Origin of the sequence: Streptomyces sp. NPDC056169, assembly GCF_042268445.1 — a bacterium.
GTDB lineage: Bacteria > Actinomycetota > Actinomycetes > Streptomycetales > Streptomycetaceae > Streptomyces.
In genome coordinates, this window is sequence record NZ_JBHJUO010000003.1 from 71983 (window position 1) to 93917 (window position 21935).

25 protein-coding genes are annotated in these 21935 nt (G+C 70.7%); 13 read left to right on the forward strand and 12 right to left on the reverse strand.

Features of this window, described 5'->3' with window-relative positions; all coding sequences use genetic code 11:
• Window positions 1-160: 160 nt before the first annotated feature.
• Window positions 161-1639 carry an APC family permease gene (locus ACFC0G_RS05280; RefSeq protein ID WP_376397510.1) on the forward strand — a complete coding sequence of 493 codons (1479 nt, stop codon included), beginning with the start codon at window positions 161-163 and terminating at the stop codon, window positions 1637-1639.
• 53 nt (window positions 1640-1692) lie between these two features.
• Complete coding sequence (locus ACFC0G_RS05285) at window positions 1693-2682, forward strand: hypothetical protein (RefSeq protein WP_376397513.1); 990 nt, start codon at window positions 1693-1695, stop codon at window positions 2680-2682.
• A gap of 31 nt (window positions 2683-2713) precedes the next feature.
• On the opposite strand, the gene ACFC0G_RS05290 is transcribed toward ACFC0G_RS05285, so the two are convergent.
• Complete coding sequence (locus tag ACFC0G_RS05290; RefSeq protein ID WP_376398427.1) at window positions 2714-4768, reverse strand: PhoX family phosphatase; 2055 nt, start codon at window positions 4766-4768, stop codon at window positions 2714-2716.
• Window positions 4769-5040: 272 nt separating this feature from the next.
• On the opposite strand from ACFC0G_RS05290, the gene ACFC0G_RS05295 reads away from it, so the two are divergent.
• Window positions 5041-6696, forward strand: a complete 1656-nt coding sequence (locus tag ACFC0G_RS05295; RefSeq protein ID WP_376397516.1) for a VWA domain-containing protein — start codon at window positions 5041-5043, stop codon at window positions 6694-6696.
• Here ACFC0G_RS05295 and ACFC0G_RS05300 read toward each other — a convergent pair.
• Both ACFC0G_RS05300 and ACFC0G_RS05305 read right to left on the reverse strand, forming a co-directional pair.
• Window positions 6693-7799 (reverse strand): sensor histidine kinase, encoded by a 1107-nt coding sequence (locus tag ACFC0G_RS05300; RefSeq protein WP_376397519.1) that lies wholly within the window; start codon window positions 7797-7799, stop codon window positions 6693-6695. The two genes, ACFC0G_RS05295 and ACFC0G_RS05300, sit on opposite strands and share 4 nt — an antisense overlap.
• Window positions 7796-8605 (reverse strand): response regulator transcription factor, encoded by an 810-nt coding sequence (locus ACFC0G_RS05305; protein ID WP_376397522.1) that lies wholly within the window; start codon window positions 8603-8605, stop codon window positions 7796-7798. The genes ACFC0G_RS05300 and ACFC0G_RS05305 overlap by 4 nt, the downstream gene beginning before the upstream one ends.
• Before the next feature lie 112 nt (window positions 8606-8717).
• Between ACFC0G_RS05305 and metG the strand changes: the two genes are divergently transcribed.
• On the forward strand, window positions 8718-10325 hold the full coding sequence (gene metG, locus ACFC0G_RS05310; RefSeq protein ID WP_376397524.1) for a methionine--tRNA ligase: 1608 nt from the start codon (window positions 8718-8720) through the stop codon (window positions 10323-10325).
• 67 nt (window positions 10326-10392) lie between these two features.
• Here metG and ACFC0G_RS05315 read toward each other — a convergent pair whose 3' ends face one another.
• The gene (locus tag ACFC0G_RS05315; protein WP_376397527.1) at window positions 10393-10746 is read right to left on the reverse strand and encodes a DoxX family protein; all 354 of its coding nucleotides are present in this window, start codon (window positions 10744-10746) and stop codon (window positions 10393-10395) included.
• A 227-nt stretch (window positions 10747-10973) separates the two neighbouring features.
• On the opposite strand from ACFC0G_RS05315, the gene ACFC0G_RS05320 reads away from it, so the two are divergent.
• Window positions 10974-11405 (forward strand): VOC family protein, encoded by a 432-nt coding sequence (locus ACFC0G_RS05320; protein WP_376397530.1) that lies wholly within the window; start codon window positions 10974-10976, stop codon window positions 11403-11405.
• Window positions 11406-11490: 85 nt separating this feature from the next.
• Here ACFC0G_RS05320 and ACFC0G_RS05325 read toward each other — a convergent pair whose 3' ends face one another.
• Window positions 11491-12003: a hypothetical protein gene (locus ACFC0G_RS05325; protein WP_376397533.1), complete on the reverse strand. Its 513-nt coding sequence runs from the start codon at window positions 12001-12003 to the stop codon at window positions 11491-11493.
• A gap of 154 nt (window positions 12004-12157) precedes the next feature.
• On the opposite strand from ACFC0G_RS05325, the gene ACFC0G_RS05330 reads away from it, so the two are divergent.
• Both ACFC0G_RS05330 and ACFC0G_RS05335 read left to right on the forward strand, forming a co-directional pair.
• On the forward strand, window positions 12158-12454 hold the full coding sequence (locus tag ACFC0G_RS05330) for a hypothetical protein (RefSeq protein ID WP_376397536.1): 297 nt from the start codon (window positions 12158-12160) through the stop codon (window positions 12452-12454).
• 75 nt (window positions 12455-12529) lie between these two features.
• Window positions 12530-13117: a DinB family protein gene (locus tag ACFC0G_RS05335; protein WP_376397539.1), complete on the forward strand. Its 588-nt coding sequence runs from the start codon at window positions 12530-12532 to the stop codon at window positions 13115-13117.
• Here ACFC0G_RS05335 and ACFC0G_RS05340 read toward each other — a convergent pair.
• Both ACFC0G_RS05340 and ACFC0G_RS05345 read right to left on the reverse strand, forming a co-directional pair.
• The gene (locus ACFC0G_RS05340) at window positions 13114-14094 is read right to left on the reverse strand and encodes an intradiol ring-cleavage dioxygenase (RefSeq protein WP_376397542.1); all 981 of its coding nucleotides are present in this window, start codon (window positions 14092-14094) and stop codon (window positions 13114-13116) included. The genes ACFC0G_RS05335 and ACFC0G_RS05340 overlap by 4 nt on opposite strands.
• A gap of 109 nt (window positions 14095-14203) precedes the next feature.
• Window positions 14204-14848, reverse strand: coding sequence for a TetR/AcrR family transcriptional regulator (locus tag ACFC0G_RS05345; protein ID WP_376397545.1), 645 nt, complete (start codon window positions 14846-14848; stop codon window positions 14204-14206).
• Window positions 14849-14919: 71 nt separating this feature from the next.
• Between ACFC0G_RS05345 and ACFC0G_RS05350 the strand changes: the two genes are divergently transcribed.
• From ACFC0G_RS05350 to ACFC0G_RS05360, 3 genes are all read left to right on the forward strand, one after another.
• Entirely contained in the window at window positions 14920-15156 is a 237-nt protein-coding gene (locus ACFC0G_RS05350) for a hypothetical protein (protein WP_376397548.1), read from the forward strand.
• The gene (locus ACFC0G_RS05355; protein WP_376397551.1) at window positions 15153-15311 is read left to right on the forward strand and encodes a hypothetical protein; all 159 of its coding nucleotides are present in this window, start codon (window positions 15153-15155) and stop codon (window positions 15309-15311) included. The genes ACFC0G_RS05350 and ACFC0G_RS05355 overlap by 4 nt, the downstream gene beginning before the upstream one ends.
• A gap of 81 nt (window positions 15312-15392) precedes the next feature.
• A complete protein-coding gene (locus tag ACFC0G_RS05360) occupies window positions 15393-16055 on the forward strand; it encodes a hypothetical protein (RefSeq protein WP_376397554.1) in 663 nt (220 codons plus the stop codon).
• Between the two features lie 101 nt (window positions 16056-16156).
• Here the strand turns inward: ACFC0G_RS05360 and ACFC0G_RS05365 are convergent, their stop codons facing one another.
• Complete coding sequence (locus ACFC0G_RS05365) at window positions 16157-16420, reverse strand: DUF397 domain-containing protein (RefSeq protein WP_376397557.1); 264 nt, start codon at window positions 16418-16420, stop codon at window positions 16157-16159.
• Entirely contained in the window at window positions 16417-17292 is an 876-nt protein-coding gene (locus tag ACFC0G_RS05370) for a helix-turn-helix domain-containing protein (protein ID WP_376397560.1), read from the reverse strand. Before ACFC0G_RS05370 ends, ACFC0G_RS05365 begins: the two co-directional genes overlap by 4 nt.
• Before the next feature lie 154 nt (window positions 17293-17446).
• On the opposite strand from ACFC0G_RS05370, the gene ACFC0G_RS05375 reads away from it, so the two are divergent.
• On the forward strand, window positions 17447-17878 hold the full coding sequence (locus ACFC0G_RS05375) for an ATP-binding protein (RefSeq protein ID WP_376397563.1): 432 nt from the start codon (window positions 17447-17449) through the stop codon (window positions 17876-17878).
• Window positions 17879-18189: 311 nt separating this feature from the next.
• Window positions 18190-19062 carry a helix-turn-helix domain-containing protein gene (locus ACFC0G_RS05380; RefSeq protein WP_376397566.1) on the forward strand — a complete coding sequence of 291 codons (873 nt, stop codon included), beginning with the start codon at window positions 18190-18192 and terminating at the stop codon, window positions 19060-19062.
• An 81-nt stretch (window positions 19063-19143) separates the two neighbouring features.
• Here ACFC0G_RS05380 and ACFC0G_RS05385 read toward each other — a convergent pair whose 3' ends face one another.
• From ACFC0G_RS05385 to ACFC0G_RS05395, 3 genes are read right to left on the reverse strand one after another with little or no spacing between them, the layout of a single operon-like run.
• Window positions 19144-20055, reverse strand: coding sequence for a haloalkane dehalogenase (locus tag ACFC0G_RS05385; protein WP_376397569.1), 912 nt, complete (start codon window positions 20053-20055; stop codon window positions 19144-19146).
• A gap of 53 nt (window positions 20056-20108) precedes the next feature.
• A complete protein-coding gene (locus tag ACFC0G_RS05390; RefSeq protein ID WP_376398430.1) occupies window positions 20109-20480 on the reverse strand; it encodes a pyridoxamine 5'-phosphate oxidase family protein in 372 nt (123 codons plus the stop codon).
• A 32-nt stretch (window positions 20481-20512) separates the two neighbouring features.
• Window positions 20513-21205: an NAD(P)-dependent oxidoreductase gene (locus tag ACFC0G_RS05395; protein ID WP_376397571.1), complete on the reverse strand. Its 693-nt coding sequence runs from the start codon at window positions 21203-21205 to the stop codon at window positions 20513-20515.
• Window positions 21206-21281: 76 nt separating this feature from the next.
• On the opposite strand from ACFC0G_RS05395, the gene ACFC0G_RS05400 reads away from it, so the two are divergent.
• Entirely contained in the window at window positions 21282-21878 is a 597-nt protein-coding gene (locus tag ACFC0G_RS05400; RefSeq protein ID WP_376397574.1) for a TetR/AcrR family transcriptional regulator, read from the forward strand.
• The last annotated feature ends 57 nt before the right edge of the window (window positions 21879-21935 follow it).

Genomic DNA, 21935 nt, shown 5'->3' on the forward strand with positions numbered 1-21935 from the left:
GGAATCACAGCGATCCACCGTGTTCCGCGCCCGCCGCCGTCGCACAACCGACCCGGCGGACGGGCCACTTCGACCTGCCACCGCACGACCCCCGCACCACCCCCGCACCACCCGCTCCACCACCGCACCACCTCACCCCCCGCGCCCCGAGGACTCCGCCATGCGCACCACCCACAGCAGAGGGCTCCAGCCCAATGTCCTCGGCACGTTCGACACGATCGTGATGGCCGTGGCCGGCAGCGCGCCCGCCTACTCGCTGGCCGCGACCACCGCCGTCCTCTTCGGCGCGGTCGGCTACGCCGGACCCGCCGCCCTGCTCTACTGCGCGATACCGATGCTCGGCATCGTCCTCGCCTACGCCCGCCTCGGCCGGATCGACGTCAACGCCGGCGCCGGCTACTCCTGGGTGGGCCGCACCCTCCACCCCTTCCTCGGCTTCCTCTCCGGCTGGGCGCTCGTCTTCGCCGCCACCGTCTTCATGGTGGCGGGCTCGCTCCCCGCCGGCTCCCTCACGCTCTCCCTGATCGACCCGGACCTCGCGGACGACACCCCGCTCGCGGCGGCCGTCGGCGCCGGCTGGTTCCTGATGATGCTGCTCGTCGTCCTCGGCGGCGCCCGCCTCACCGTGCGGGCCCAACTCGTGATGTCCGGCGTCGAAATGATCATCCTCATCGGCTTCGTCCTCGCCGCCGTCCTGCACCGGGGACGGGCCACCGCCTTCGACTGGTCCTGGTTCGGCCTCGACCAGTTCCACGGCACCCAGGGCTTCGCCGCCGGCGCCCTCATCGCCGCGTTCTACTACTGGGGCTGGGACGTCACCAGCAACCTCAGCGAGGAGACCCGGAACAGCCGCCGTACGGCGGGACTGGCCGCGCTCGTCGGCGTCGGCTTCGTCTTCGTCCTCTTCGAGGCGTTCACCGTCGCCGTGAACGTCCTGCTGACCGCCGACGAGATCCGCACCGCGGGACCCAACGTCCTCGCCGTCCTCGGGCAGGAGATCTGGCCCGGCGTCGGCGGGAAACTCCTCGTCGTGGCCGTCGTCCTGTCCACCGTCGCCACCCTGGAGACCACCCTCCTCCAGGTCACCCGCTCGCTCTTCGCGATGGGCCGCGACCGGACCCTGCCCGCCGCGCTCGGCAGCGTGCACCGCCGCTGGAACACCCCGTGGGTCGCGATCGCCACCGTCGGCGGCGCCGCGCTCCTCATGTTCGTCGCCGCCGCGACCGCCGACTCCGTCCAGCGGATCCTCAGCGACGCCGTCGCCGCGATCGGACTCCAGATCGCGTTCTACTACGGCCTCGCGGGCATCGCCGCCGTCGTCGCGTACAAGTCGCTCCTGCTGCGCTCCGTACGGAACTTCGTCCTCGGCGGCCTGTGGCCGCTGCTCGGCTCCGGCTTCATGCTCTGGTGCTTCGTCGAGTCCCTCGGCGAACTCTCCACGACCGCCCTCACCATCGGCCTCGGCGGACTCCTCCTCGGCGTCGTCCCGCTGCTCGTGTACTGGCGCAAGGGCAGCGACTACTACCGTCCGGCCCGCCTGGACGCCGTCCGCGCGCTCGCCGCCACCGAGGACTCCGGCCCGGCCACACCGCACGCCCGCACCGGCGCCCACGACAAGAGCTACGCCACCGACTTCTGAGCCCGTACGAGTTGTCGCCACGACCCGCCGGCAGCCGAACCGAAGGAGGCCCCATGGCCGTACGCCGCCGCTCCGCGCGCACGGCGCGAGCGGAGCGCTTCGCGCCCGACTTCGACCCGGACTTCGGCGACCGCGCGCTCACCGAGGCACGCCACGACATCGTCATCGGCCGCTGGCAGGGGGTCCGCGACCTGCTCGCCGCCACCGGCGACGACTGGGCGCGCCGCACCCACCGGCTGCGGCTCCTCTCGCACGCCGCCGCCGGCAGCTCCACCGTCGAGACCTGGCGGGCGGCCGAGCCCGGCAACCCCGACGCCGCCGTGCTGCGGGCCGCGACCGAGGTCGTCCGGGTCTTCGACGCGGCCATCGCGGCCGGCCGGGGCGCCACCGTCGAACGGGGCCGGATCGACGCCGCCGTCGACGCCTGCCGGGGCGCGGCCGAGGCGGCCCCCGCCGACCCCATGCCGTGGGTGTCCCTGCTGTCGGTGGCCAGGCTGTACGAGGGCGGGGTGGCCCGCCGCGAGCTGCGTCACTGGTTCGACGAGTTGCGGCGCCGCGACCCGTACAACACCGAGGGGCACATCCAGGTGCTGCGCTACTGGTCGGCGCGGTGGCACGGCACGCACGGCAGCATGTACGACTTCGCGCGCGACGCGGCGGGCGTGGCGCCGCCCGGCTCCCCGCTGCCGGTCCTGGTGCAGGTCGCCCGGGTCGAGGAGTACCGGTACATCGCGGACGGGGCGCTCGGCCGGGGTCCGGTGCGGGGCTTCGACCAGCACTGGAAGCACGAGCTGGCGGTGACGGAGCTGCGCCGCACGCACGCGCGCTGGATCGGGGGCAGGGACCCGGAGCGCCCGGTGGCGCCGGAGGAGGTCGGCGACCTCAACTTCCTGGCGCACGCGGCCTGTTACGCGGGCCAGGTGGAGATCGCCCGGGAGCTGCTCGGGATGCTCGGCGCGCGGGCGGCGTGGGTGCCGTGGGCGTACACGGGGGACCCGGAGGAGCAGTTCGTACGGTTCAGGGAGGGCCTGGGGGTGGAGTGAGACGCCCGCTCCACCCCCGGCTCACCGCGGATCAGACGCCGATGTCGCGGCCGTCCGTGCGCCAGACGGAGACGACCGACGGGCGGACGATCTTGCCGGGTCCGTCGGGCCACTCCGACTTCGGGTTCTCGACGGAGGCGCCGTCGATCTCGCCCGGGTGCTGCACCGAGACCAGGACGCGGCGGTCCTGGATGAGCGGGCCGCAGGTCTCGGCGCCCTTCGGGACGGTCAGGAACTGCTTCAGCTCACCGCGCCGCTCGCCCTGCGTGGCGACGCCGAACAGGCCGTCGTGCGAGCCGAGCTGGTTGCCGTCGGTGGAGATCCACAGGTTGCCGTGCGGGTCGAAGGCGACGTTGTCCGGGCAGGAGATCGGGGAGACCTTCTCCTTGGGGAAGCCGGCGAAGTAGGTGGCCGGGTCGTTCGGGTCGCCGGCGACGAGGAAGAGACGCCAGGCGAAGCCGTCGGCGGCCGGGTCGTCCCAGTGCTCGGCGAGCTCCAGGATCTGCCCGTGCTTGTTGAGGTTGCGCGGGTTGGCCTCGTCGGCGGGGGCGTAACCCGTCTTGCCGCGGTTGGAGTTGTTGGTGAGCGCGATGTAGACGCGGCCGCTGCGCGGGGACGGCTCGACGTCCTCGGGGCGGTCCATCTTCGTCGCCCCGACCTTGTCACCGGCGAGACGGGTGAAGACGTACACCTCTTCGGCGGTCATGCCGGGGACGTGCGAGACGTCGCCGGTGGCGAGCGGGATCCACTGGCCGGAGCCGTCGAACTCGCCGTCGTTGGGCAGCTTGCCCGTGCCGTCGATCTCGGCGGCCGGGGAGTCGCCGGTCAGCTTGGCGACGTACAGCGTGCCCTCGTCGAGGAGCGTGAGGTTGTGCTCGCGGGCGCTGCGCGAGTTCCCCTTCTTCATCCGCTTGCTCGACACGAACTTGTAGAAGTAGTCGAAGCGCTCGTCGTCGCCCATGTAGACGACCGGGCGGCCGTCCTCGGTGAGACGGGGCTGCGCGGCCTCGTGCTTGAAGCGGCCGAGCGCGGTGCGCTTGCGGGGCGTGGAGTCCGGGTCGTACGGGTCGAGCTCGACGACCCAGCCCTGGCGGTGCACCTCGTTGGGCTCCTGGCGGAGGTCGAAGCGCTTGTCGAACCGCTCCCACTTGCGCTCGGAGGCGCCGGTCCCGACCCCGTACCGCTTGTCGGTCGGCGTCGATCCGTACGCGAAGTACTGGTTGAAGTTCTCCTCGCCGTGGAGGGTGGTGCCCCACGGGGTGGTGCCGCCGGCGCAGTTGTTGAGCGTGCCGAGGACGGTACGGCCCTCGGGGTCGGCGCTCGTCCTCACGAAGGCGCTGCCGGCGGCGGGGCCGGTCAGCTCGAACTCGCTCGTGGTGTGCAGCCGCCGGTTGAGGTGGTGGCGGGTCACGGGCGTCAGCTTGCCGGAGCGGTGCTCCTCCTGGACGACGACGACCGACAGGCCGTGCGCGGCCCAGGCGATCTCGACCTGCTCGCGGGTCGGGTTCTCGGCGTCGTACCCACGGAACATGAGGACTTCGTCGGTGTACTCGTGGTTGGCGACGAGGACCTGACGGTGGTGCTCCCCGCGCAGCGGCAGCAGGGAGAGGAAGTCGTTGTTGTAGCCGAACTGGCCGGCCTGGGCCTTCGCGGTCTGCTTCTCGGAGTCGAAGGCGGGCGTGCCGCGGAGGATCGGCTCGCCCCAGCGGATGACCACGTTCTGTGCGTAGCCGGCGGGGACGGTGACCTGGTCGGCGGTGTTCGGCGCGACGGCGGTGAACCGGAGGCCGCGGGCCCCGTCGGCCTTGCCGTCGCCGTGGCCCGGCTTCTGCGAGTGGGCGGCGGCCTCGGGCGCACCGCCGAGGACGACGGCGCCGCCGACGGCGGAGGCGACGGTCACGACGGCCGCGGCGCGGAGGGCCGAACGGCGGGACAGCACACCGGCTATGACGTCGCCGACGTACGCGTTGTCGCTGGTGTTGGGCACCTCGTGGAAGCAGGCATCACCACACCGGAAGCGGCAGGTGAGAGCGGAACGGCCGCCTCCGTGGGGGTTCGTGCTCAGGAGCGGCAGCAGTTTGCGCACTTCGTCCTCCTCCGGCGCACACTGCGCCGACATGGTGTCGGGTCATCCTTCGGCCGCGACGCTATGTGCGCACATCTGCACAGGGGCGGCGCCGGAATGAACGCCGAATGAATGCACGGCAACCGGGGGCGACCGGGTCACGAAGGAGGGAGGGGGTGGCCGCTAACCTTACGTGTCCGCCCTGGCCAGGGATGAACGTCCCGAAACGCCCAGTACGGACATTCACACTGCACCCACTCATGCGAAAGGGTTCGCCCATGGGTATTCGGAGCATGCTGCGCAAGGTATTCGGCCGGGACCGCGAGGACTCCCCGGCGACCTCCGTCCCGCCCCAGACGCGTGAGGGCTCGTCCACGGACACGTCCGCTTCCACGTCCACGGACACCAAGGAAGCCGCCGCCCAGCGCGCGGCGGACGACCTGGTGGCGGCGTCGTTCGACAACCCGCAGGTGCCGAAGGCACGGAGCGGGGAGACGGCGGAGGCGACGGAGACGTCGGAGACGGAGACGCCGGTCGTCGAGGCGCCGGAGGCGGAGACCCCGGCCGCCACGGTCGAGGCTGCCGAACCGGCCGCCGCTGAGGTCGAGGCCGTCGAGGTCGAGGCCGTCGAGGTCGAGGCCGAGGTCGTCGAGGCCGAGGCAGAGGTCGCGGTCGAGGCAGAGGTCACGGCCGACGTCGAGGCCGAGGTCACGGCCGACGTCGAGGCCGAGGTCACGGCCGACGTCGAGGCCGACCCGGCGGAGCCGGAGGCGGCGACCGCCGAAGAGCCCGCCGCCGAGGAGCCCGCCGCCGAGGCGGAAGCGGTCGAGGCGGAGGCGGCGCCGGTCACGGAGGACGCTGCCGTGTCCGAAACCGCCCCGCAGGAGCGCGAGGTGGAGCCCGAGGCGGTCGCCACCGACGACGCTCCGGAGGAGCAGCCGGAGGCCCAGGGCGAGCCGGAGGCGGTCGTCGCGGCCGACGACGCGAGCCCGGTCGAGGTCGAGGCCGAGGTCGAGGTCGAAGCCGAAGCCGAGGCGGTCGTCGCCACCGACGCTCCGGAGGAGCAGGAGAGCGCGGCGGAGCCCGCGACCGAGACCCCGGCGGAGCCGGAGGCGGTCGCCGCCGACGACGCGAGCCCGGTCGAGGTCGAAGCCGAAGCCGAGGTCGTCACCGCCGACGCCGAGGCCGAGGTCGTCACCGTCGAAGCCGACATCGACGCCGACGACGACTCGGACACCGTGTCCGCCACCGACCCGGACACCGACTCGGACACCGATTCCGCCGCCGTGTCCGCCTTCCCCCTCGCCAAGGTGAAGGCCGCCGCCCCGCACCTCGCCGACGCCTACAAGGCCGCCGGTGCCGTGCTCAAGAAGCAGGGGCTGACCGGGGCGCGGGCCGCCGTGTACCTCGTGGTGGACCGGTCCGGTTCGATGCGCGGGTACTTCAAGGACGGCTCCGTGCAGCGCCTCGCCGAGCAGACCGTCGCGCTCGCCGCGCACCTGGACGAGGACGCCACCGTCACGACCGTGTTCTTCTCCACGGACATCGACGGCACCGTCGACCTCACGCCCGCCGACCTCACGCCCACCCGCGTCGAGGAGATCAACGGCACGCTCGGCCGCCTGGGCCGCACCAACTACCACCGCGCGGTGGAGGAGGTCCTCGCCCACCACGAGAAGGCCGACCCGACGCGGCCCGCCCTGGTCGTGTTCCAGACCGACGGCGCGCCCGAGTCGAAGACGGCCGCCACGCAGGCGCTGGCCGAGGCGGCGGGCCGTCCGCTGCACTGGCGGTTCGTGGCCTGGGGCGAGGCGGACAACAAGGCCTTCGACTTCCTCCGGAAGCTCGACGGCACGCCTCGTACCGCCGCGTACTTCCCCGGCGCGACCCCGGTCGAGACGGCGCACCCGGCGTTCTACCGCGGGCTGCTCGACGGCCTGGAGTTCTAGGAAGAGGAAGCAGGGGTGGCGGTGACCGGCAGGGTCACCGTCACCACAAGACCGCCGCCGTCCTCCGCGCGCCGCGCCACGGCCGTCACCGTGCCGCCGTGCGCCGCGGCGATCGACCGCACGATGGAGAGGCCGAGCCCGGCGCCGGGCCCCATGCGGTCGCGGCCCTCGCCGCGCCGGAAGGGTTCGAAGAGCCCGGCGACCTGGTCCGGGGGGACGACGGGCCCGGTGTTGACCACGGTCAGCACCCCGCCCTCGACACGTACGTCGACCACACCCCTCCCCGGCCCCGGCACGTTGTACGCGACCGCGTTCGCGACGAGGTTCCGGACGAGCTGCCCGAGCAGCACCCGGCTTCCGCGGACGACGCCACCGCCGCCCGCCACGTACGCGTCCTCGTACTCCTCCGCGACGACCTCCCCGAGCGGCACGTCCTCCCGTTCCGCGAGCCCCCGCTCGCTCCGCGCGAGGAGGAGCAGCCCGTCGATGAGGCGTTCGCTGCGGCGGTTGGTGTCGAGCAGGACCTGCCGTACCTCGCAGTCGTCGTCGAGCCCGACCTGGATCGCGGCGCGCTGGGTGGCGAGCGGGGTCCGCAGTTCGTGGGAGGCGTTGGCGATGAACCGGCGCTGGCTGTCGAAGGCGGTCTCCAGGCGTCCGAGGAGGGCGTCGATCGTGTCGCCGAGCTCCTTCAGCTCGTCGTCGGGGCCGCTCGCCGCGATCCGCTCGTGCAGGTTCCGCTCGGAGAGCCGCCGCGCCCGGGCGGTCATCTCGTGCACGGGCCGCAGGACCCGCCCTGCGGTCCACCAGCCGACGACGACGGCGCCGCAGGCCATGACGAGCAGGGCCATGCAGGACCACATGAGCATCTGCTGGCCGGCGGCGTCTCTGATGTCGTCGCCGAGCCGGTACGCCTCCACGACGGCGGCGTCGTCGGCCCGCGCGACGATCGCGTCAGCTTCCCCGTCCGTCCCGGCCCGGACCAGCAGGTTCACCACGAGGAGCAGCACCGCGCCGAGGACGAGGAAGACGCCCCCGTACACGAGCGCGATCCGGGTCCGGATGGTGGAGCCGGACCCCAGCAGGGACTCGCTCGCAGAGCTCACAGCAGGTACCCCACGCCCTGCACGGTCCGGATGAGTCCGGGCTCCCCGAGCTTGGCGCGCAGCTTGCTCATGCAGACGCGTACGGCTCCGGTGAAGGGGTCGGTGTGGGCGTCCCAGGCGCGTTCGAGGAGCTCCTCGGCGGAGACGGCGGCGCCGTCCGCTTCCAGGAGGACCTGGAGGACGGAGAACTCCTTCGGGGAGAGGTCGAGGTCCCGTCCGTCGCGGGTGGCGGTCCGCCGGACGGTGTCGACGCGCAGCCCGTCCCGTTCCAGGAGGGGCGGGAGCGGGGGGCGGGCGGAGCGGCGGCGCAGGGCGCGGACGCGGGAGACGAGCTCGGGGAACTCGAAGGGCTTGCCGAGGTAGTCGTCGGCTCCGAGGTCGAGGCCTTCGACGCGGTCCTCGACGGCGGTGGCGGCGGTCAGCATGAGGATCCGGGTGGGGGAGCCGGCGGCGACGAGCCGCCGGGCGACGTCGTCGCCGTGGACGCGGGGCAGGTCGCGGTCGAGGACGAGGACGTCGTACGGACTCGGCGCGAACGGGCCGTACGCGAGCGGGCCCGGCGCGAACCGGCCCGGCGCGAGCGGGCCGGATGCGAGCGGCCCCGGCGCGAGCCGACCGCCGACGGCCTCGTACGCGGACACGGACACGGGCGCGGGCGCGGGCGCGGACGCGGACGCGGCCAGGCCCAGCCGCTCCAGGGCGTCGTCCCCGCCGTGGACGGTGTCGACGGCGAAGCCGGCCCGCCGCAGGCCGACGGCGACGAGCTCCGCGAGGACGCGCTCGTCCTCGGCCACCAGTACACGCATGGGCCCATCCTCCCCGCCCGAATGTTTCGCGGACCTCTCCCCCTGGTCCCGTCCCTCCACCCCGGGCTTATCGATGTGAGTGGATCTTCGTGCGACCGTTAGGATTTCGACCATGGCGGCCACTGGATCCGAGAAGCAGGGGGCGAAGGCGTTCTACGTCACGACCCCCATTTACTACGTCAACGACGCTCCTCACCTGGGCCACGCCTATACGACCGTCGCAGGCGACGTGCTCACGCGCTGGCACCGTCAGCGCGGCGAGAAGGTGTGGTACCTCACCGGCACGGACGAGCACGGTCAGAAGATCATGCGCACGGCCGAGGCGAACAACGTCACGCCCCAGGCCTGGTGCGACAAGCTCGTCGAGGAGGCCTGGAAGCCCCTCTGGGAGCACCTGAACATCGCGAACGACGACTTCATCCGCACCACGCAGAAGCGTCACACCGATCGCGTCCAGGAGTTCGTGCAGGACCTGTACGACAAGGACGAGATCTACAAGGGCGGGTACGAAGGCCCGTACTGCGTGGGGTGTGAGGAGTACAAGCTCCCCGGCGACCTCATCGAGGCGGAGGACGGCACCAAGCTGTGCGCCGTCCACAAGAAGCCGGTGGAGATCCTCAAGGAGGAGAACTACTTCTTCAAGCTGAGCGAGTACGGCCCGAAGCTGCTGGAGTTCTACGAGGCGAACCCGGGCTTCATCCAGCCGGAGTCGGCCCGCAACGAGGTCGTGAACTTCGTCAAGCAGGGCCTGGAGGACCTCTCCATCTCGCGCTCGACGTTCGACTGGGGCGTGCCGGTCCCGTGGGACGACAAGCACGTCATCTACGTGTGGATCGACGCGCTCCTGAACTACGCCACGGCCGTCGGCTACAACGAGAACCCGGCGAAGTTCGACGAGACCTTCCCGGCGAACGTGCACCTCATCGGCAAGGACATCCTGCGCTTCCACGCGGTGATCTGGCCCGCGATGCTGATGGCTCAGGGCCTGCCGGTCCCCGGCCGGGTCGCGGCCAACGGCTGGCTGATGGTCGGCGGCGAGAAGATGTCGAAGTCGAACCTGACGGGCATCAAGCCGCAGGACCTGACCTCGCACTTCGGCGTGGACGCGTACCGCTGGTACTTCCTGCGGGCGATCGCGTTCGGCCAGGACGGTTCGTTCTCGTGGGAGGACTTCTCCGCCCGCTACACGTCCGAGCTGGCGAACGACTACGGCAACCTCGCCTCGCGCGTGGCGGCGATGGTCGGCAAGTACTTCGGCGGCGCGCTGCCGGCCTCGACGGCCGACGGTGACGCGGAGAAGGCGATCCACGAGGGTCTCGCCAAGGCCGTCGCGACGGCCGACGCCAAGATCGGCGAGGAGCTGGACTTCCAGGGCGGCATCCTGGCGATCTTCGACTTCGTGAAGCAGGTCAACGGCTACATCACGGAGCAGGAGCCGTGGAAGGTGGCCAAGGACGAGTCCGAGGAGGGCCAGGCCCGCCTGGCGACCATCCTCTACACGGCCGCCGAGTCGCTCCGCGCGGTCGCGGTCCTGCTCAACTCGATCATGCCGGAGACCTCGCAGGCGCTGTGGGACTCGCTGGGCGCCGAGGCGTCCCTGGGCGCCCTGGCCGCGCAGCCGGTCCAGGACGCGGCCACGTGGGGGCAGCTCCCGGCGGGCGCGACGGTGACGAAGGGCGCGGTGCTCTTCCCGCGCCTGGAGGAGCCGAAGAAGGACTGACGTCCCCTGTCGTACGGCGAAGGCCGCCACCCCTGTCTCACAGGGCTGGCGGCCTTTTCCGTGTGGGTCACCAGGTCAGAGCGAGGGCGGCGACGGCGGGGGCCATGTAGACCAGCGGGAAGGGCACGTGGCCGTACGAGCGGGCCCGGACGATGGTGATGACGGCGCCGGCGAAGTACAGGATCAGCCCGATCGCGGCGAGGGTCCCGATCACGGGCACGTAGAACCCGACGACGAGCCCGGCGGCCCCGGCGGCCTTGGCGGCCCCCAGCCAGTTCCACCAGGACCGCGGAACGCCGTACTGGGCGAGGGGCTCGACGACGAACGCGGCCCTGAAGAAGATCGCCGCGGCGGAGAACCCGGCCATGAACGCGGCGACGGCGGTGACGACGACTGCGGTGGTGGACATCTCGGTGAACATCGCGACGGCTCCTTCAGCCTCTCCCGTATCCGCCTCGACCGAGCCGGACACTGCACTGACGGAGCGGCGCCGGGAAGTGTGACGGCCCGCGCGAAAAACGCTCGCGCCGGGTGGGACCGTGGAGGAGATCACCGGGCTCGCGGGGCGGATGGCAGGGGCCGTCCTCCCGGCAACGTGTGGATCCACCCGCCCGGGGAGATGAGCAGGACCCCTGTTATCGTGCGCCGATGTCAACGATCAAGCAGTTCCAAGTGACCTTCGACTGCGCGGAACCTGCGCGCCTCGCCGCCTTCTGGTGCGAGGTGCTGGGGTACGTCGTACCGGCAGTCCCGGAGGGCTTTGCCACGTGGGAGGAGTACCACGACTCGCTGCCGCCTGAGGACGAGGTCTACTTCGCGTGCGCCGATCCCTCGGGTGTGGGCCCGCGCGTGCTCTTCCAGCGAGTTCCCGAAGGCAAGGTCGTCAAGAACCGGGTGCATCTCGATGTGCGGGTCGGCACAGGGCTCGTGGGTGACGAGCGCCTGGCCACACTTGAGGCCGAATGCGCACGGCTGATGGCGCTCGGCGCGAACCACGTGCTGACGCAGCGCGCCGATGACGACAACGAGTCGTGCATCACGATGCAGGACATCGAGGGCAACGAGTTCTGCCTCGCCTGATTCTCCTCCGAGACTGCGAGGGGGAGCCGTCTCCCGGGGACCTCTCAGGTCTCGTGTGCGACCGTTGCGGTGGGGACGGGCTCCGCTAGGCCTTTTCCTTCGGCGGGTCGGATCCGAAAGAACCGTTCTTGGCCTCAGGGTCGGCTGAACTGCGCCGGTAGTGACACTCGTAGGGATAGGGGTCTCCGCCGTCCGCGTAGACGGTTCCGTCTACCCGCAGCTCTCCATGCTCCAGATAGAAGTGCAGAAACTGGACGTCGTGGTGATGGTTGAACCGCAGTACCAGATAGGGCGACAGGCCGGGGTCTTTGTTGACCCCGTGCCATTTCCCGTCGGACGAACGGCGTGTCACCTGCGCGTCCGGCACGGGCCCGTCCCATTGGACGGGAAAGTCCTTGCTGACGAAGGTGTAATCGTCACGGAGCCGCAGCATCGGCGATCCGCATTGCTGCTCTCCGTCCCATCGGCCGACCAATTGGGAATGAGTGACGGCCTTGGGGGTGACGACGGGGTCGCCCGCCCCGCACGAGGACGGGCCGAGCGCCGTCACGGTGACAGCCGCAAGGCTTGTACCGATGCGAAGTATGTCGGATTTCACGCTATCTGCTTCCGGCCGCGTTCTGAGTGGCGCCCAGTATGCCGTTCCTGCGGAACCGCCGAATCGGCCTCGACGTCGAAAGGCCATGACGAAGAGAGCAGGACGGGCCATCTCCACCCTCGCGCTTGTCGCCGGGGTACTCACGGGCTGCGCCATGGCCGACGAGGACGCAGAGGTCGTCCGGGCGACACCGTCCGGCCGGACGATTCCCTTCGAGCTCTATACGCATTGCGGAATCGACGAGGCCCGCATCGACTCGACCTACTTCGAAGCGGAGACCCCCCTCTCCGACGGCTCGGGAAACCCGCCCGACGGGTGGGACAACCCCACCCAGCGCGGCACCATGACCTTGAAGTCCGAGACGGAGGCCGTCTTCACCGACGATTCCGGCCATGAGGTGAAGTTCCGCGCCCGGCCGGGTGCGAGTGAGTTCAAGCGCATCTGCGCTTAGAGGTCGTCTCACGTGGAACGTGGACCACGTACGCGATCTTGAGGTCACGAGCAGCCCGTGGCAGGCTCATGCCGCATGATCGATGAATTCGCGAAGGACAACCTGCACGGGAGACTGCGGCGCGACCGCACGGCGCTGCTCTGGAAACTCGACGGCTTGTCCGAATACGACGCCCGCCGCCCCCTGACGGCGACCGGGACCAACCTCCTCGGCCTGGTCAAGCACCTGGCCAACGTCGAGGCCAGGTACTTCGGCGAGGTCTTCCACCGCCCCTCCCCGGAACCGCTGCCCCGGTGGCAGGACTCCGACGGCAGCGACCTGTGGGCCACCGAGGACGAGACCCGCGACCAGATCTTCGGGTTCTACCGGCGCACGTGGGAACACTCGGACGCGACGATCAGCGCGCTTCCCCTCGACGCCCCCGGCCACGTGCCGTGGTGGCCGGAGCCTCATGCGGACACGAACCTGTTCGCCATCCTGGTCCATGTCCTCGGCGAGTCCGTCCGGCATGCAGGGCACGCCGACATCCTGCGCGAGGGCCTCGACGGCCGGACCGGGTTGCGCCCCGAACACGAGCAGCAGATCGACGAGGAAGCCCGTGCGGCCCACTGCGCGAAGATCGAGCAGGCCGCCAGGTCCGCCGCACCGATCAAGGCCTCTTAGTCCTCCGTCCCCGCATCGGCCCCCGTGTGGGTCTCGTCCGGGTCGACGCCCATCGTCAGCGTGGCGACGACGCCCTTCGCGATCTTCCCCTTGGGGTACTTGAGGGTGAGCAGGCCTCCCTCGGCGCCGTTGCCGGGGTAGATGGTGTCGGAGTCGAGGGTCGTCCGCTCGGTGGTGCTCGTGGAGTACGGGGCGACCTCGGCGGAGTCCAGAACGGCGGCCTCCGCGAAGAAGAGCTGGCCCGTGTGGCAGGTGTGCCCGCCCTCGTACCCGGTCGCCGTCATCTTCCCGCCGACGTGCACCTTGGTGTGGACGTGCACGCAACGCCCCCGGTACCAGCCGGGGAAGACCGTCCGGAACTCCACGTACCCGTGCTTGTCGGTGAGCTGGGTGCCGCGCAGGTACCGCTTGTCGTCGGTCGGTTCCTCGTGTCCGCCGCCGCCAGCGCCACCGCCCGGGCCACCGGTCGGGGGCGTACCGGTGGGAGCGTCCGTGGGAGGGGTCCCGGTGGGAGGGGTCCCGGTGGGAGGAGCACCCGTCGGGGGCGTACCGCCTCCAGGAGCCCCACCCCCACCACCCGTGCTCAGGCTCTCGTACCCGGAGTAGATGCCGAGCGCGTCGCAGTGCCAGATGTCGACGGCGGCGCCCCGCAGCGGCTTGCAGGTGTCGGAGTCGATCACCTTGAGGCGGACGGTCATCGGGATGCCCTCCCGGTCCTCCGTGATGTCCTTCCGGATCTTGTCCGCGTCGATGTAGTACGGCCCTTCGGTCGTCTCCGACGTCAGCCGGTAACAGGCCTCGCCGGCCGTCGGCTTCGTGGCCGTCGGCTTGGCGGCCGGCTTCTTCCCGGCAGCTCCGTCCGCCGAAGCGGTGGAGACGATCCCGGCACCGATCCCCGCCGCGACCACGGCCCCACCACCCGCGACGAGTACCCGCCGCCGGGTCATGTCCCGCCTGTGCTTCTGGTTTTCGCTCATGGGCGAGGACCCTAGGAACCACGCCTGTCAGGAACGTGGGAGCGGGCTGTGGGTTCCTGTGCACGTCAGGCCTTTGCACGTCAGGCCTTCGTTCACCAGGGCGCTGCGGTCAGTGCTCCGTGTCCGGAGTCCCCATGGGCAGTGCCAGATCGCCCAGATGCGTGAGCAGCACGTCGACACAGGCCTGTGCGGACAGGATCTCGGGGTGCAGGACGGCGTTGAGGCCGAGTCCGTCCAGGAGCGCCGTCAGCTGCTCGGTCTCAATGTCGAGGTCGAGGCCGGGGCGCAGGGTTCCTGACGTGTCGAGCCGGGCGAGCACGCGGCGCATCAGCGTTCTCGTGCCTTCGGCGGCCTGGCGGGACAGGTCGCCGAAGGCCGGGTTGGTGCGGGCGGCGGCGTTGAAGTCCAGGAAGACGGCGACTTCGGCACGGCGGTGTTCGTCGAGCGGCAGAAGCTCGGCCAGAAGCCCGGCTGCGAGCTCGATCTGTTCGGCGCGGGGGCGGCTGCCCAGGTCTCCGATCCGCTCGACGTGTTCGAGCAGCCGACCGCCGACCCGGTCGAGCATCGACTGCATCGCGAACCGCATCAGGTCCTGCTGACTGGCGAAGTAGTGGCGCAGGGACCCGATGTTGAGCTGGGCCTCGTCGGCGACGGCTCGCAGCGAGGTGCGCTGCAGGCCGTCTCGGACGACGACTCGGAACAACGCGTCGACGACGAGGCGGCGGCGAGCGTCCGGGTCTACGTACTTGGGCATGGCCCCGTTCTATCACGCCTGTGATACAAAGGATTTATCACAGGCGTGATAGAACGGGTGGAGGATTCTTCGTGGAGACGTACCTCAATCTCATGCTCATCAGGTTCGGCCTGATCGCGGGCGGCCTCGTGGTGCTGGCACTAGTGGTCTTCGCCATCGCCCTGACCCTCAAGCGCAAGGGCAGGCTCGACGAAGTGCGCCGCTACGCGGACCCCGTGGTGAGGGTCGGACTGCGCGCCGCCGCCCGACGGTTCGAGGACCGGCAGAGCGGTACGTCCCGGTCGCGGCGCCAGGGTGGTCGGCGATGACCGGCCTCGCGGCACAGTCGCCCGACCTCCTGCACCACCTGCTGCTGGACCGCGCGATCAAGGTCGCCGTCGTGGTCGCGGCCCTGGGCATCCTGGCGCTCGGGATGACGGTGCTCTGGCGGAGGGCCGGGCGCGCAAAGGACCGTCTCGACTGAGCTGATGACACCTCCTCATGCGGTCCTGACCGCTGCGGCACAATCGGAGTCGACGAGGCGGGCAGCGGTGGGGGTGGGGACGTGGGACTTTTCGGTTCGCGAAGCCGACGCAAGGACATACCGAACGAGCCGGCGCTACTGGCTGCGGCTGCCGAGAATCCCGGTGGCAGCGTCGCCGAGATCGACCCGACGTACATCGACGACCCGAACGGCTACGTACCTCCCGAGGCGATCCGCGGTGCGTGGGTGGTGGACGGCAGCGGAAAACTGACGGGCGAGTACCAGGAGAATCCCCGCCACGGGGTGCCACAGGACGACTTCGGCAAGCTCACTGACCCTGATCACTGGCTTGGCTGGCTCGGCGATGATCCCGCGGGGGCCGTCCGGGAAGGCATTGAGGAGTCCCTGCGCGCCCAGGTGGCAGACGCGGTGGTCGAGTGGGTGAAGATCCTTGAAACGCCCCGGTTTCTCACGGGCGGCCGTCCACGTACTGAGGACGAACAGGCCATCCTGGTGACCCGCGCCGCACTCGCCGCGCCGTTCGCGCTGTCCGTGCGGACAGCGCAGCACGGGCGTTCCGTCCTCCTGGGGGTGTTCTCCTGGGCGGCGGTGAACCTCTCACCGCCCGCAACGCGGAAGGACCGGCACTGGTTCGACCTGGGCGTCGGGCTGGAGTGGGCCGGCGAACGGCTTCGGGAGCGGATCTACGAGCTTGACGGTGAGGACGGCACCGCCGAGCGGTAACTCATACCGCCGGCGGCACGCTGCTGAAGGTGCTCAACTCGCCATGCACCACTCACGGTTTGGGCGTGCCGCCGCGGGGCGGGGTGCGGTGCCGTGAAGGCTCAGCTGGACGCGTACGTGACGAACCCCGCCCAGGCGGTGGGCGTCAGCGCGAGCTGGGGACCACCGAGGTTCTTGGAGTCGCGGACGTGGACGGTGGCGGGGGTGCTGGCGACCTCGACGCAGGAGTCGCCCTCGCTGCTGCTGCTGTAGCTGCTCTTGCGCCAGGCGACCTCGATGCAGGAGTCACCCTCGTTGCCGTCGCTGTAGCTGCTCTTGAACCACGCCAGTTCGGAGGCGTCCCCGGTAGAGGACTTGTGGATCATGTCTCTCCCAGCAATTGCTCAATGAAGGCCAGCGACTCCCGGGGCGGGAGAGCCTGAGCCCGGATCGTGCCATACCGCAGCTCAAGGATGTGCACATGCCTAGGGTCCGTGACAGGACGACCGCTGAACGCGCCGTCGGAGCGTCCCGTCGCAGTACCGTCCACGAACTTCAGCAGCTCGATCTTGCCGTCCAGACCGGGGTGGACCTCTACGTGCGTCGGCATCACCTGCAGGGTGACGTTACGCAACCGGCCCACCTCCAGAAGACGTTCGAGCTGCCCTCGCCACACCATTGTGCCCCCCAAGGGCCGTCGCAGTAGCGCCTCTTCCAGCACGAAGCCGAGCGAAGGTACCGGGTCCCGCTGGAAGATGGACTGCCGAGCCACCCGAGCGGCCACCAACCGCTCCACCTCGGCCTGCGGGTAGGGAGGTTGCCTCGACTCGAAGGCTGCACGGGCGTGTTCCGGTGTCTGCAACAACCCACTGATGCTGTTGCAGACATACACGCCGATCTCTACGGCCTTCGCCTCGGCATCCGCCAGATCCCGCACCTTCTTCGGGTACCGGACCTTCGCGACGTCCTCCTTCATCGCCGAGATCAGCCCACCCGCCCCCAACACCTCGTCCGCCTTGTCCAGGAACTCGGGTCGCGGGATCCGCTTCCCGCTCTCGATCTTGTAGATGAGGTCCTCGCCGTAGCCGGTGGCCGCCCCGAGCTCGGCGGCCCGCATCCCCACGGCCTCCCGCCGCAGCCTCAACTGCCGTCCCACGGTGGCGACTACGGCCACGCCCCAGTCGTCGTCCGGGTCGACCTCCCACCCTGGTTCGTCCGCTTCGGTCTTGAGCCGCTGCGCCCCACCGTCCACCGACATACCGCACCCTTCCCTCGCCCCTTCATGGCGCGATGCCCCTACCCCTGAGGAAGGTCCGGACAGCCTGGACAGCAGTGGACAAGCTCCGGACAGTGACTCTACGCATCGGCGCCGTCACTGTTCACGGTAGCCGGGGGCGGCCACGCTCGGTGACGTGAATCAGCAGAACACCACCCAAGTCCCTTCACCCACACGCCACTTCAGCGTGCTCCTGTCACCCACGCCGCGCGGGGCCCGGCTCGCACGCCTGCTCGCCGTCGAGTGGATGCGGGATCACGAGGTGCCGTACGGCGTGACGGAGACCGCCACGCAGGTCGTCGCCGAGCTCGCCACGAACGCCGCCACGCACGGCCGGGTGGCCGGCCGAAGCTTCCGGCTCGCGCTCCTCGGCCACGAAGGCGTCCTGCGCATCGAGGTGACGGACACCCGGGCCGAGGACCTCCCCCGCCTCCAACCACCCTGCCCCGAGGGCGACTCCGGACGCGGGCTGGTTCTCGTCGAGGCGCTCGCCGACCGGTGGGGCGTCGGGCTCGGTCCCGTACCCCGGAAGACCGTATGGGCCGAACTCGACCTGCCACGCCCCTGACCTGCGGAGAACGAAGGTTCACCGAACTCCAGGAATGCGGGGTTCGGTGCGGCGGACGGTCTCCTCAAACACGACAAGAGAGAGAAAGGAACCGAACCAAGCCCCACCCCTCCGCCCCGCGCAGGCCGGACTCACTCGCTCGGGTGAAAAACACCAAGTCGACTGGCTTTGAGCCGGGTTGCTTGATCTACGCTCAGCGCGACACACCACGTCACCGCATCACCACATCACCGCTGACATGCGTCGGCCCCCGCCGGGACTGCGAATCCCAATGCGAGGGCCTGACCATCAAGGAAGTAAGAGGCTTCCCGATGGGTAACCAGAACACTAGCGTGCACCTGCGCGCCAAGTCCCGTAACGACGGGAAAAACCACCCTTCCCGGGGCGCCCGTGGGGCCGCGCGTTACGGCGGCGTCATCCACGACAACACCCGCCACACCACCCGCTTCACGGTGGTCGGCAACCACCTCGCCCAGCACGACGCCCTGTCGCTGACGGCCATCGGCCTGGCCCTTCACATCCAGTCGCTCCCGAACGGCTCCCAGGTGGACATCGGCAGCCTCGCCGCACGCTTCCCCGAGGGAAAGACGCGGATCGCCGCAGCCCTGCGCGAACTGGAGGCCCACGGCTACCTGCGGCGCACCCGTGTACGGACCGACGAGGGCCACATCGTCACGCGTACGGTCTCCTGCAACCAGCCGGGCCGGACGGGCGCCGGGGACGAGCCGACCGAGCCGAATCCCCCGCCCCGGCCCCGGCGGGCCGCCGAGAAACCGCAGCGCCGCCGCGCCCTGCCGTCCGTACCGCAGCCCGCGTACCCCGCCCCGGACCTCCTCCAGACCGCCCTCGGAGTCCTCTCCGGCCTCCGCCGCACCGACCCGCGGCTCCTGATCTCCGCCACGGACGCCGAACACCTCGTCCCGGGTGTCGCCGCCTGGCTGGAGCGCGACCTCACCCCCGAAGCCGTCCACCGAGCCCTGACCACGGGCCTCCCGCAGGAACCCCTGCACCGCCCGGCCGCGCTCCTGGCCCACCGCCTCACCGCCCAGCTCCCACCCCTGCCACCCTTCCGATCCGCCCCCGAGAACCCGTCCGCCCGGCACCCCCTCCAGAACTGCGACACCTGCGACCGCGCCTACCGAGCCCCCGAACCGGGGAGCTGCCGCGTCTGCGCGTCCGGCTGAACGCCTCACGGACCAACCGCCTTTCGTTACACGGGCCTCGGCCGCCCCGTCGGCCTCGCGCTCGGCGCTCGGCGAGGACACCTATCGGCGCGTCAGCCCGTGGCGGTCGGCCCAGTCGTTGATCGCCGCGGCCAGTTCCTCGGGGCGGTCCTCCGGGGAGTGGTGGCCGGCGACCCCGTGGCGGGAGATCTCCAGGCCGGCGATGTTCTCCTCGCACCAGGCCACCGTGCCCTCGTCGGTCATCGCACCCGGTCCCGGCTCGAACGCGGCGAGCAGCTTGGGGGTTTCGGGGCTGGCGGCCAGCCAGGCGTCGTAGCGCTCGACGCGTGCCACGACGTCGGCCGGCTCGTCGTCCAGCGGCATCATGCGCGTCCACGCCAGTACCGGACGGCGGCTCTGTGGGGTCGGGAACGGGCGGCGGTAGACGTCCAGGTCGGCGGGGTCGAGCGGGGTGGCGAGCGTGCCCGGGAGCCCCTCGATGAACAGCGACTTCTCCAGGATCATCTCCTCGCCGACCCCGGGGGTGCGCAGGAGGGTGAACAGCTCCCGCCCGGCTGCCGGGAATTCGTCGCCGACGAGCGGCTTGATGATCGTCTCGGTGAAGGCGAGGCCACGGACGCGGCCCGGGAGGCGGGCGGCGCGGTCGAACGCGAGGGCGCCGCCCCAGTCGTGGCCGACGAGGACGGCCTCGTCGAGCCCGAGGGCATCGAACCAGGCGTCGAGGTAGCGGGCGTGGTCGTCGAAGGAGTAGGCGAGGTCGGGCTTCCCGGAGTCGCCCATGCCGATGAGGTCGGGGGCGAGAAGGCGGCGACCGGGCGCGGCCACACCCGGCAGGACGTTGCGCCAGAGGTGGGAGGAGGTGGGATTGCCGTGGAGGAAGACGAACGGCAGTCCGTCGGGGTCGCCGGACTCGCGGTAGTGAAGGGTGGAGTCGAGGACGGGGATGGTGGGCATGGCGGTGTCACTTCGCTTTCGGGGATGCGGGAAATTCAACGGGGGCGGGGGAATTCGTGTCGGAGACTCGTACCGGGGGCTCGTACCGGAAGTCAGAGGTTGAGGCTCAGGACGCGGTCGACGGCGATCTCCATCACGGCCAGGTCAGGTGGGGTGGGCGGGGCCGCTCGGTAGCGGGCGGTGTAACGGCGGACCGCCTCAGCCAGGCGCAGGGGGTCGTCGGTGACGGTGGCCCGGCCTTCGAGGGTGGCCCAGCGGAAGCCGTCCACCTGGCAGAGCGCGACACGGGCCACCGGGCCGGCTGCTGCCACGTTCTGGGCCTTGCGGGCCCCCGCCCGGGTGGTCACCCGGGCCAGGCCGGTGGCCGCGTCGAAGGTGAAGCGGACGGGGGCGACGTGCGGGGTGCCGTCGGGGCGGAGGGTGGTCAGGGTGGCCGTGTGGGGGCGGGTGAGGAACCCCTGCATGCCGCCCGTGAGTTCGATGGTCGACGTCCGGCTCACTTCTTCTTCACGCCCTCGTTCCAGATCAGCTTGGCGATGTTCGGCTTCACTGCCGTGGTGATGACGCCCATGGCCGTTCGGACGTACCGCCGCTCCTCCAGCTCGCGCAGCATGCTCGCGGCGAGGTCGGAGCGGGCGGTGAAGACACCGTCGGCGCTGGTCTCGGTAGTGCGGTAGTCCGTGACGGCGGGGTGCTCGAAGAGGCCCGAGGGCCGTACGAAGGTCCAGTCGAGGTCCGTGGCGCGGATCTCGGCCTCCATGCGGCGCATGTCCTCGTGGAGGGTGCGGCCGAGACGCCGGTTCACCAGCGGGTCGAGCACGTGGTTGAAGAAGTGCGCGCCGGTGGGGCGCCAGTTCGGGTCGGCGATGCTGGAACTGACGACGAGCAGCCGCTTGATGCCGTGGCGGGCCATGCCCTCGGTGATGGCCGTGGCGCTCGCCGAGTACGTGGTGATGGTCTCCTTGCTGAAGCGTGCACCCAGCGCGGACAGGACGGCATCGGTCCCGCCGAGCGCGGCGTCGACAGCAGCCGGGTCGGTGGCGTCGGCGACGGCGACGGTGAGACCGGGCCGTGCGGGGAGGGAGCCGGGCCGGCGGGTCACGGCCACGACCTCGTGGCCGGCGGCGAGGGCCTGGTCGGTGAGGTGTCGGCCGGTCGGTCCGTTGGCGCCGAATATTGCGATACGCATGATGGCGAGCCATCCCTTCGTGTGATTGTCGGAACGCCATTGACTGTGCCGATCACGAAACGCAGGCTCAACGCTGATGAATAACGCCGCCTCTGCCCCCGCCCGCACCCGAGGCCGCCCCCGAGGCAACCCGCCGACCCGCGAGTCGATCGTCTCGGCGGCCCGTGCGCTGTTCCTGGAGCGCGGCTACCGGCGCACCACCCTGCGGGCGGTGGCCGGGCTCGCGGGGGTCGACCCCGCGCTGATCGCCTATCACTTCGGCTCGAAGAAGGGCCTGTTCGCGGACGTGATGCAGTTCCAGTGCGCCAACGCGCTCGCGGTGGACGACGTCCTGGGCGGCGACCCGGCCACTCTCCCCGGCCGCCTGATCGACGCGGTGACGGAACTGTGGGAGGACGCCGACTTCCGCCGGCTCACCGCGCAGGGCGACGAGGCCGCCGAGGTGATCCGCGAATACCTGGAACACGAGTTGCTGGCCCGGCTTGTTGAATTTCTCGGCGGTCGGCACGCGACCGCCCGCGCCACGGCCGTGGTGACCATCCTCGGCGGCCTCATCTACACCCGCTACCTCAACCCACTCCCCACCCCCGCCGCCCTCACCCCGTCCGAGACGCGCCGCGTACTGACCCCGGCACTCCGCGCGGCCCTGACCCCACCGCCTCGTACCGTGTGACGGCTGCTCGAACGTCGTGGAGCTGACTCGGCCTGGGCAACCCGTCTGCGATCCGGC

What these genes read in the sequence shown, in the direction of transcription:
- ACFC0G_RS05395 (WP_376397571.1), bottom strand. Translation starts at nt 21,205, where the DNA reads ATGCGTATCGCAATATTCGGCGCCAACGGACCGACCGGCCGACACCTC.
- ACFC0G_RS05280 (WP_376397510.1), top strand. Translation starts at nt 161, where the DNA reads ATGCGCACCACCCACAGCAGAGGGCTCCAGCCCAATGTCCTCGGCACG.
- ACFC0G_RS05380 (WP_376397566.1), top strand. Translation starts at nt 18,190, where the DNA reads ATGGGTAACCAGAACACTAGCGTGCACCTGCGCGCCAAGTCCCGTAAC.
- ACFC0G_RS05370 (WP_376397560.1), bottom strand. Translation starts at nt 17,292, where the DNA reads ATGTCGGTGGACGGTGGGGCGCAGCGGCTCAAGACCGAAGCGGACGAA.
- ACFC0G_RS05315 (WP_376397527.1), bottom strand. Translation starts at nt 10,746, where the DNA reads ATGTTCACCGAGATGTCCACCACCGCAGTCGTCGTCACCGCCGTCGCC.
- ACFC0G_RS05320 (WP_376397530.1), top strand. Translation starts at nt 10,974, where the DNA reads ATGTCAACGATCAAGCAGTTCCAAGTGACCTTCGACTGCGCGGAACCT.
- metG (WP_376397524.1), top strand. Translation starts at nt 8,718, where the DNA reads ATGGCGGCCACTGGATCCGAGAAGCAGGGGGCGAAGGCGTTCTACGTC.
- ACFC0G_RS05295 (WP_376397516.1), top strand. Translation starts at nt 5,041, where the DNA reads ATGCTGCGCAAGGTATTCGGCCGGGACCGCGAGGACTCCCCGGCGACC.
- ACFC0G_RS05390 (WP_376398430.1), bottom strand. Translation starts at nt 20,480, where the DNA reads ATGCAGGGGTTCCTCACCCGCCCCCACACGGCCACCCTGACCACCCTC.
- ACFC0G_RS05340 (WP_376397542.1), bottom strand. Translation starts at nt 14,094, where the DNA reads ATGAGCGAAAACCAGAAGCACAGGCGGGACATGACCCGGCGGCGGGTA.
- ACFC0G_RS05355 (WP_376397551.1), top strand. Translation starts at nt 15,153, where the DNA reads ATGACCGGCCTCGCGGCACAGTCGCCCGACCTCCTGCACCACCTGCTG.
- ACFC0G_RS05285 (WP_376397513.1), top strand. Translation starts at nt 1,693, where the DNA reads ATGGCCGTACGCCGCCGCTCCGCGCGCACGGCGCGAGCGGAGCGCTTC.
- ACFC0G_RS05330 (WP_376397536.1), top strand. Translation starts at nt 12,158, where the DNA reads ATGGCCGACGAGGACGCAGAGGTCGTCCGGGCGACACCGTCCGGCCGG.
- ACFC0G_RS05345 (WP_376397545.1), bottom strand. Translation starts at nt 14,848, where the DNA reads ATGCCCAAGTACGTAGACCCGGACGCTCGCCGCCGCCTCGTCGTCGAC.
- ACFC0G_RS05400 (WP_376397574.1), top strand. Translation starts at nt 21,282, where the DNA reads ATGAATAACGCCGCCTCTGCCCCCGCCCGCACCCGAGGCCGCCCCCGA.
- ACFC0G_RS05335 (WP_376397539.1), top strand. Translation starts at nt 12,530, where the DNA reads ATGATCGATGAATTCGCGAAGGACAACCTGCACGGGAGACTGCGGCGC.
- ACFC0G_RS05365 (WP_376397557.1), bottom strand. Translation starts at nt 16,420, where the DNA reads ATGATCCACAAGTCCTCTACCGGGGACGCCTCCGAACTGGCGTGGTTC.
- ACFC0G_RS05305 (WP_376397522.1), bottom strand. Translation starts at nt 8,605, where the DNA reads ATGCGTGTACTGGTGGCCGAGGACGAGCGCGTCCTCGCGGAGCTCGTC.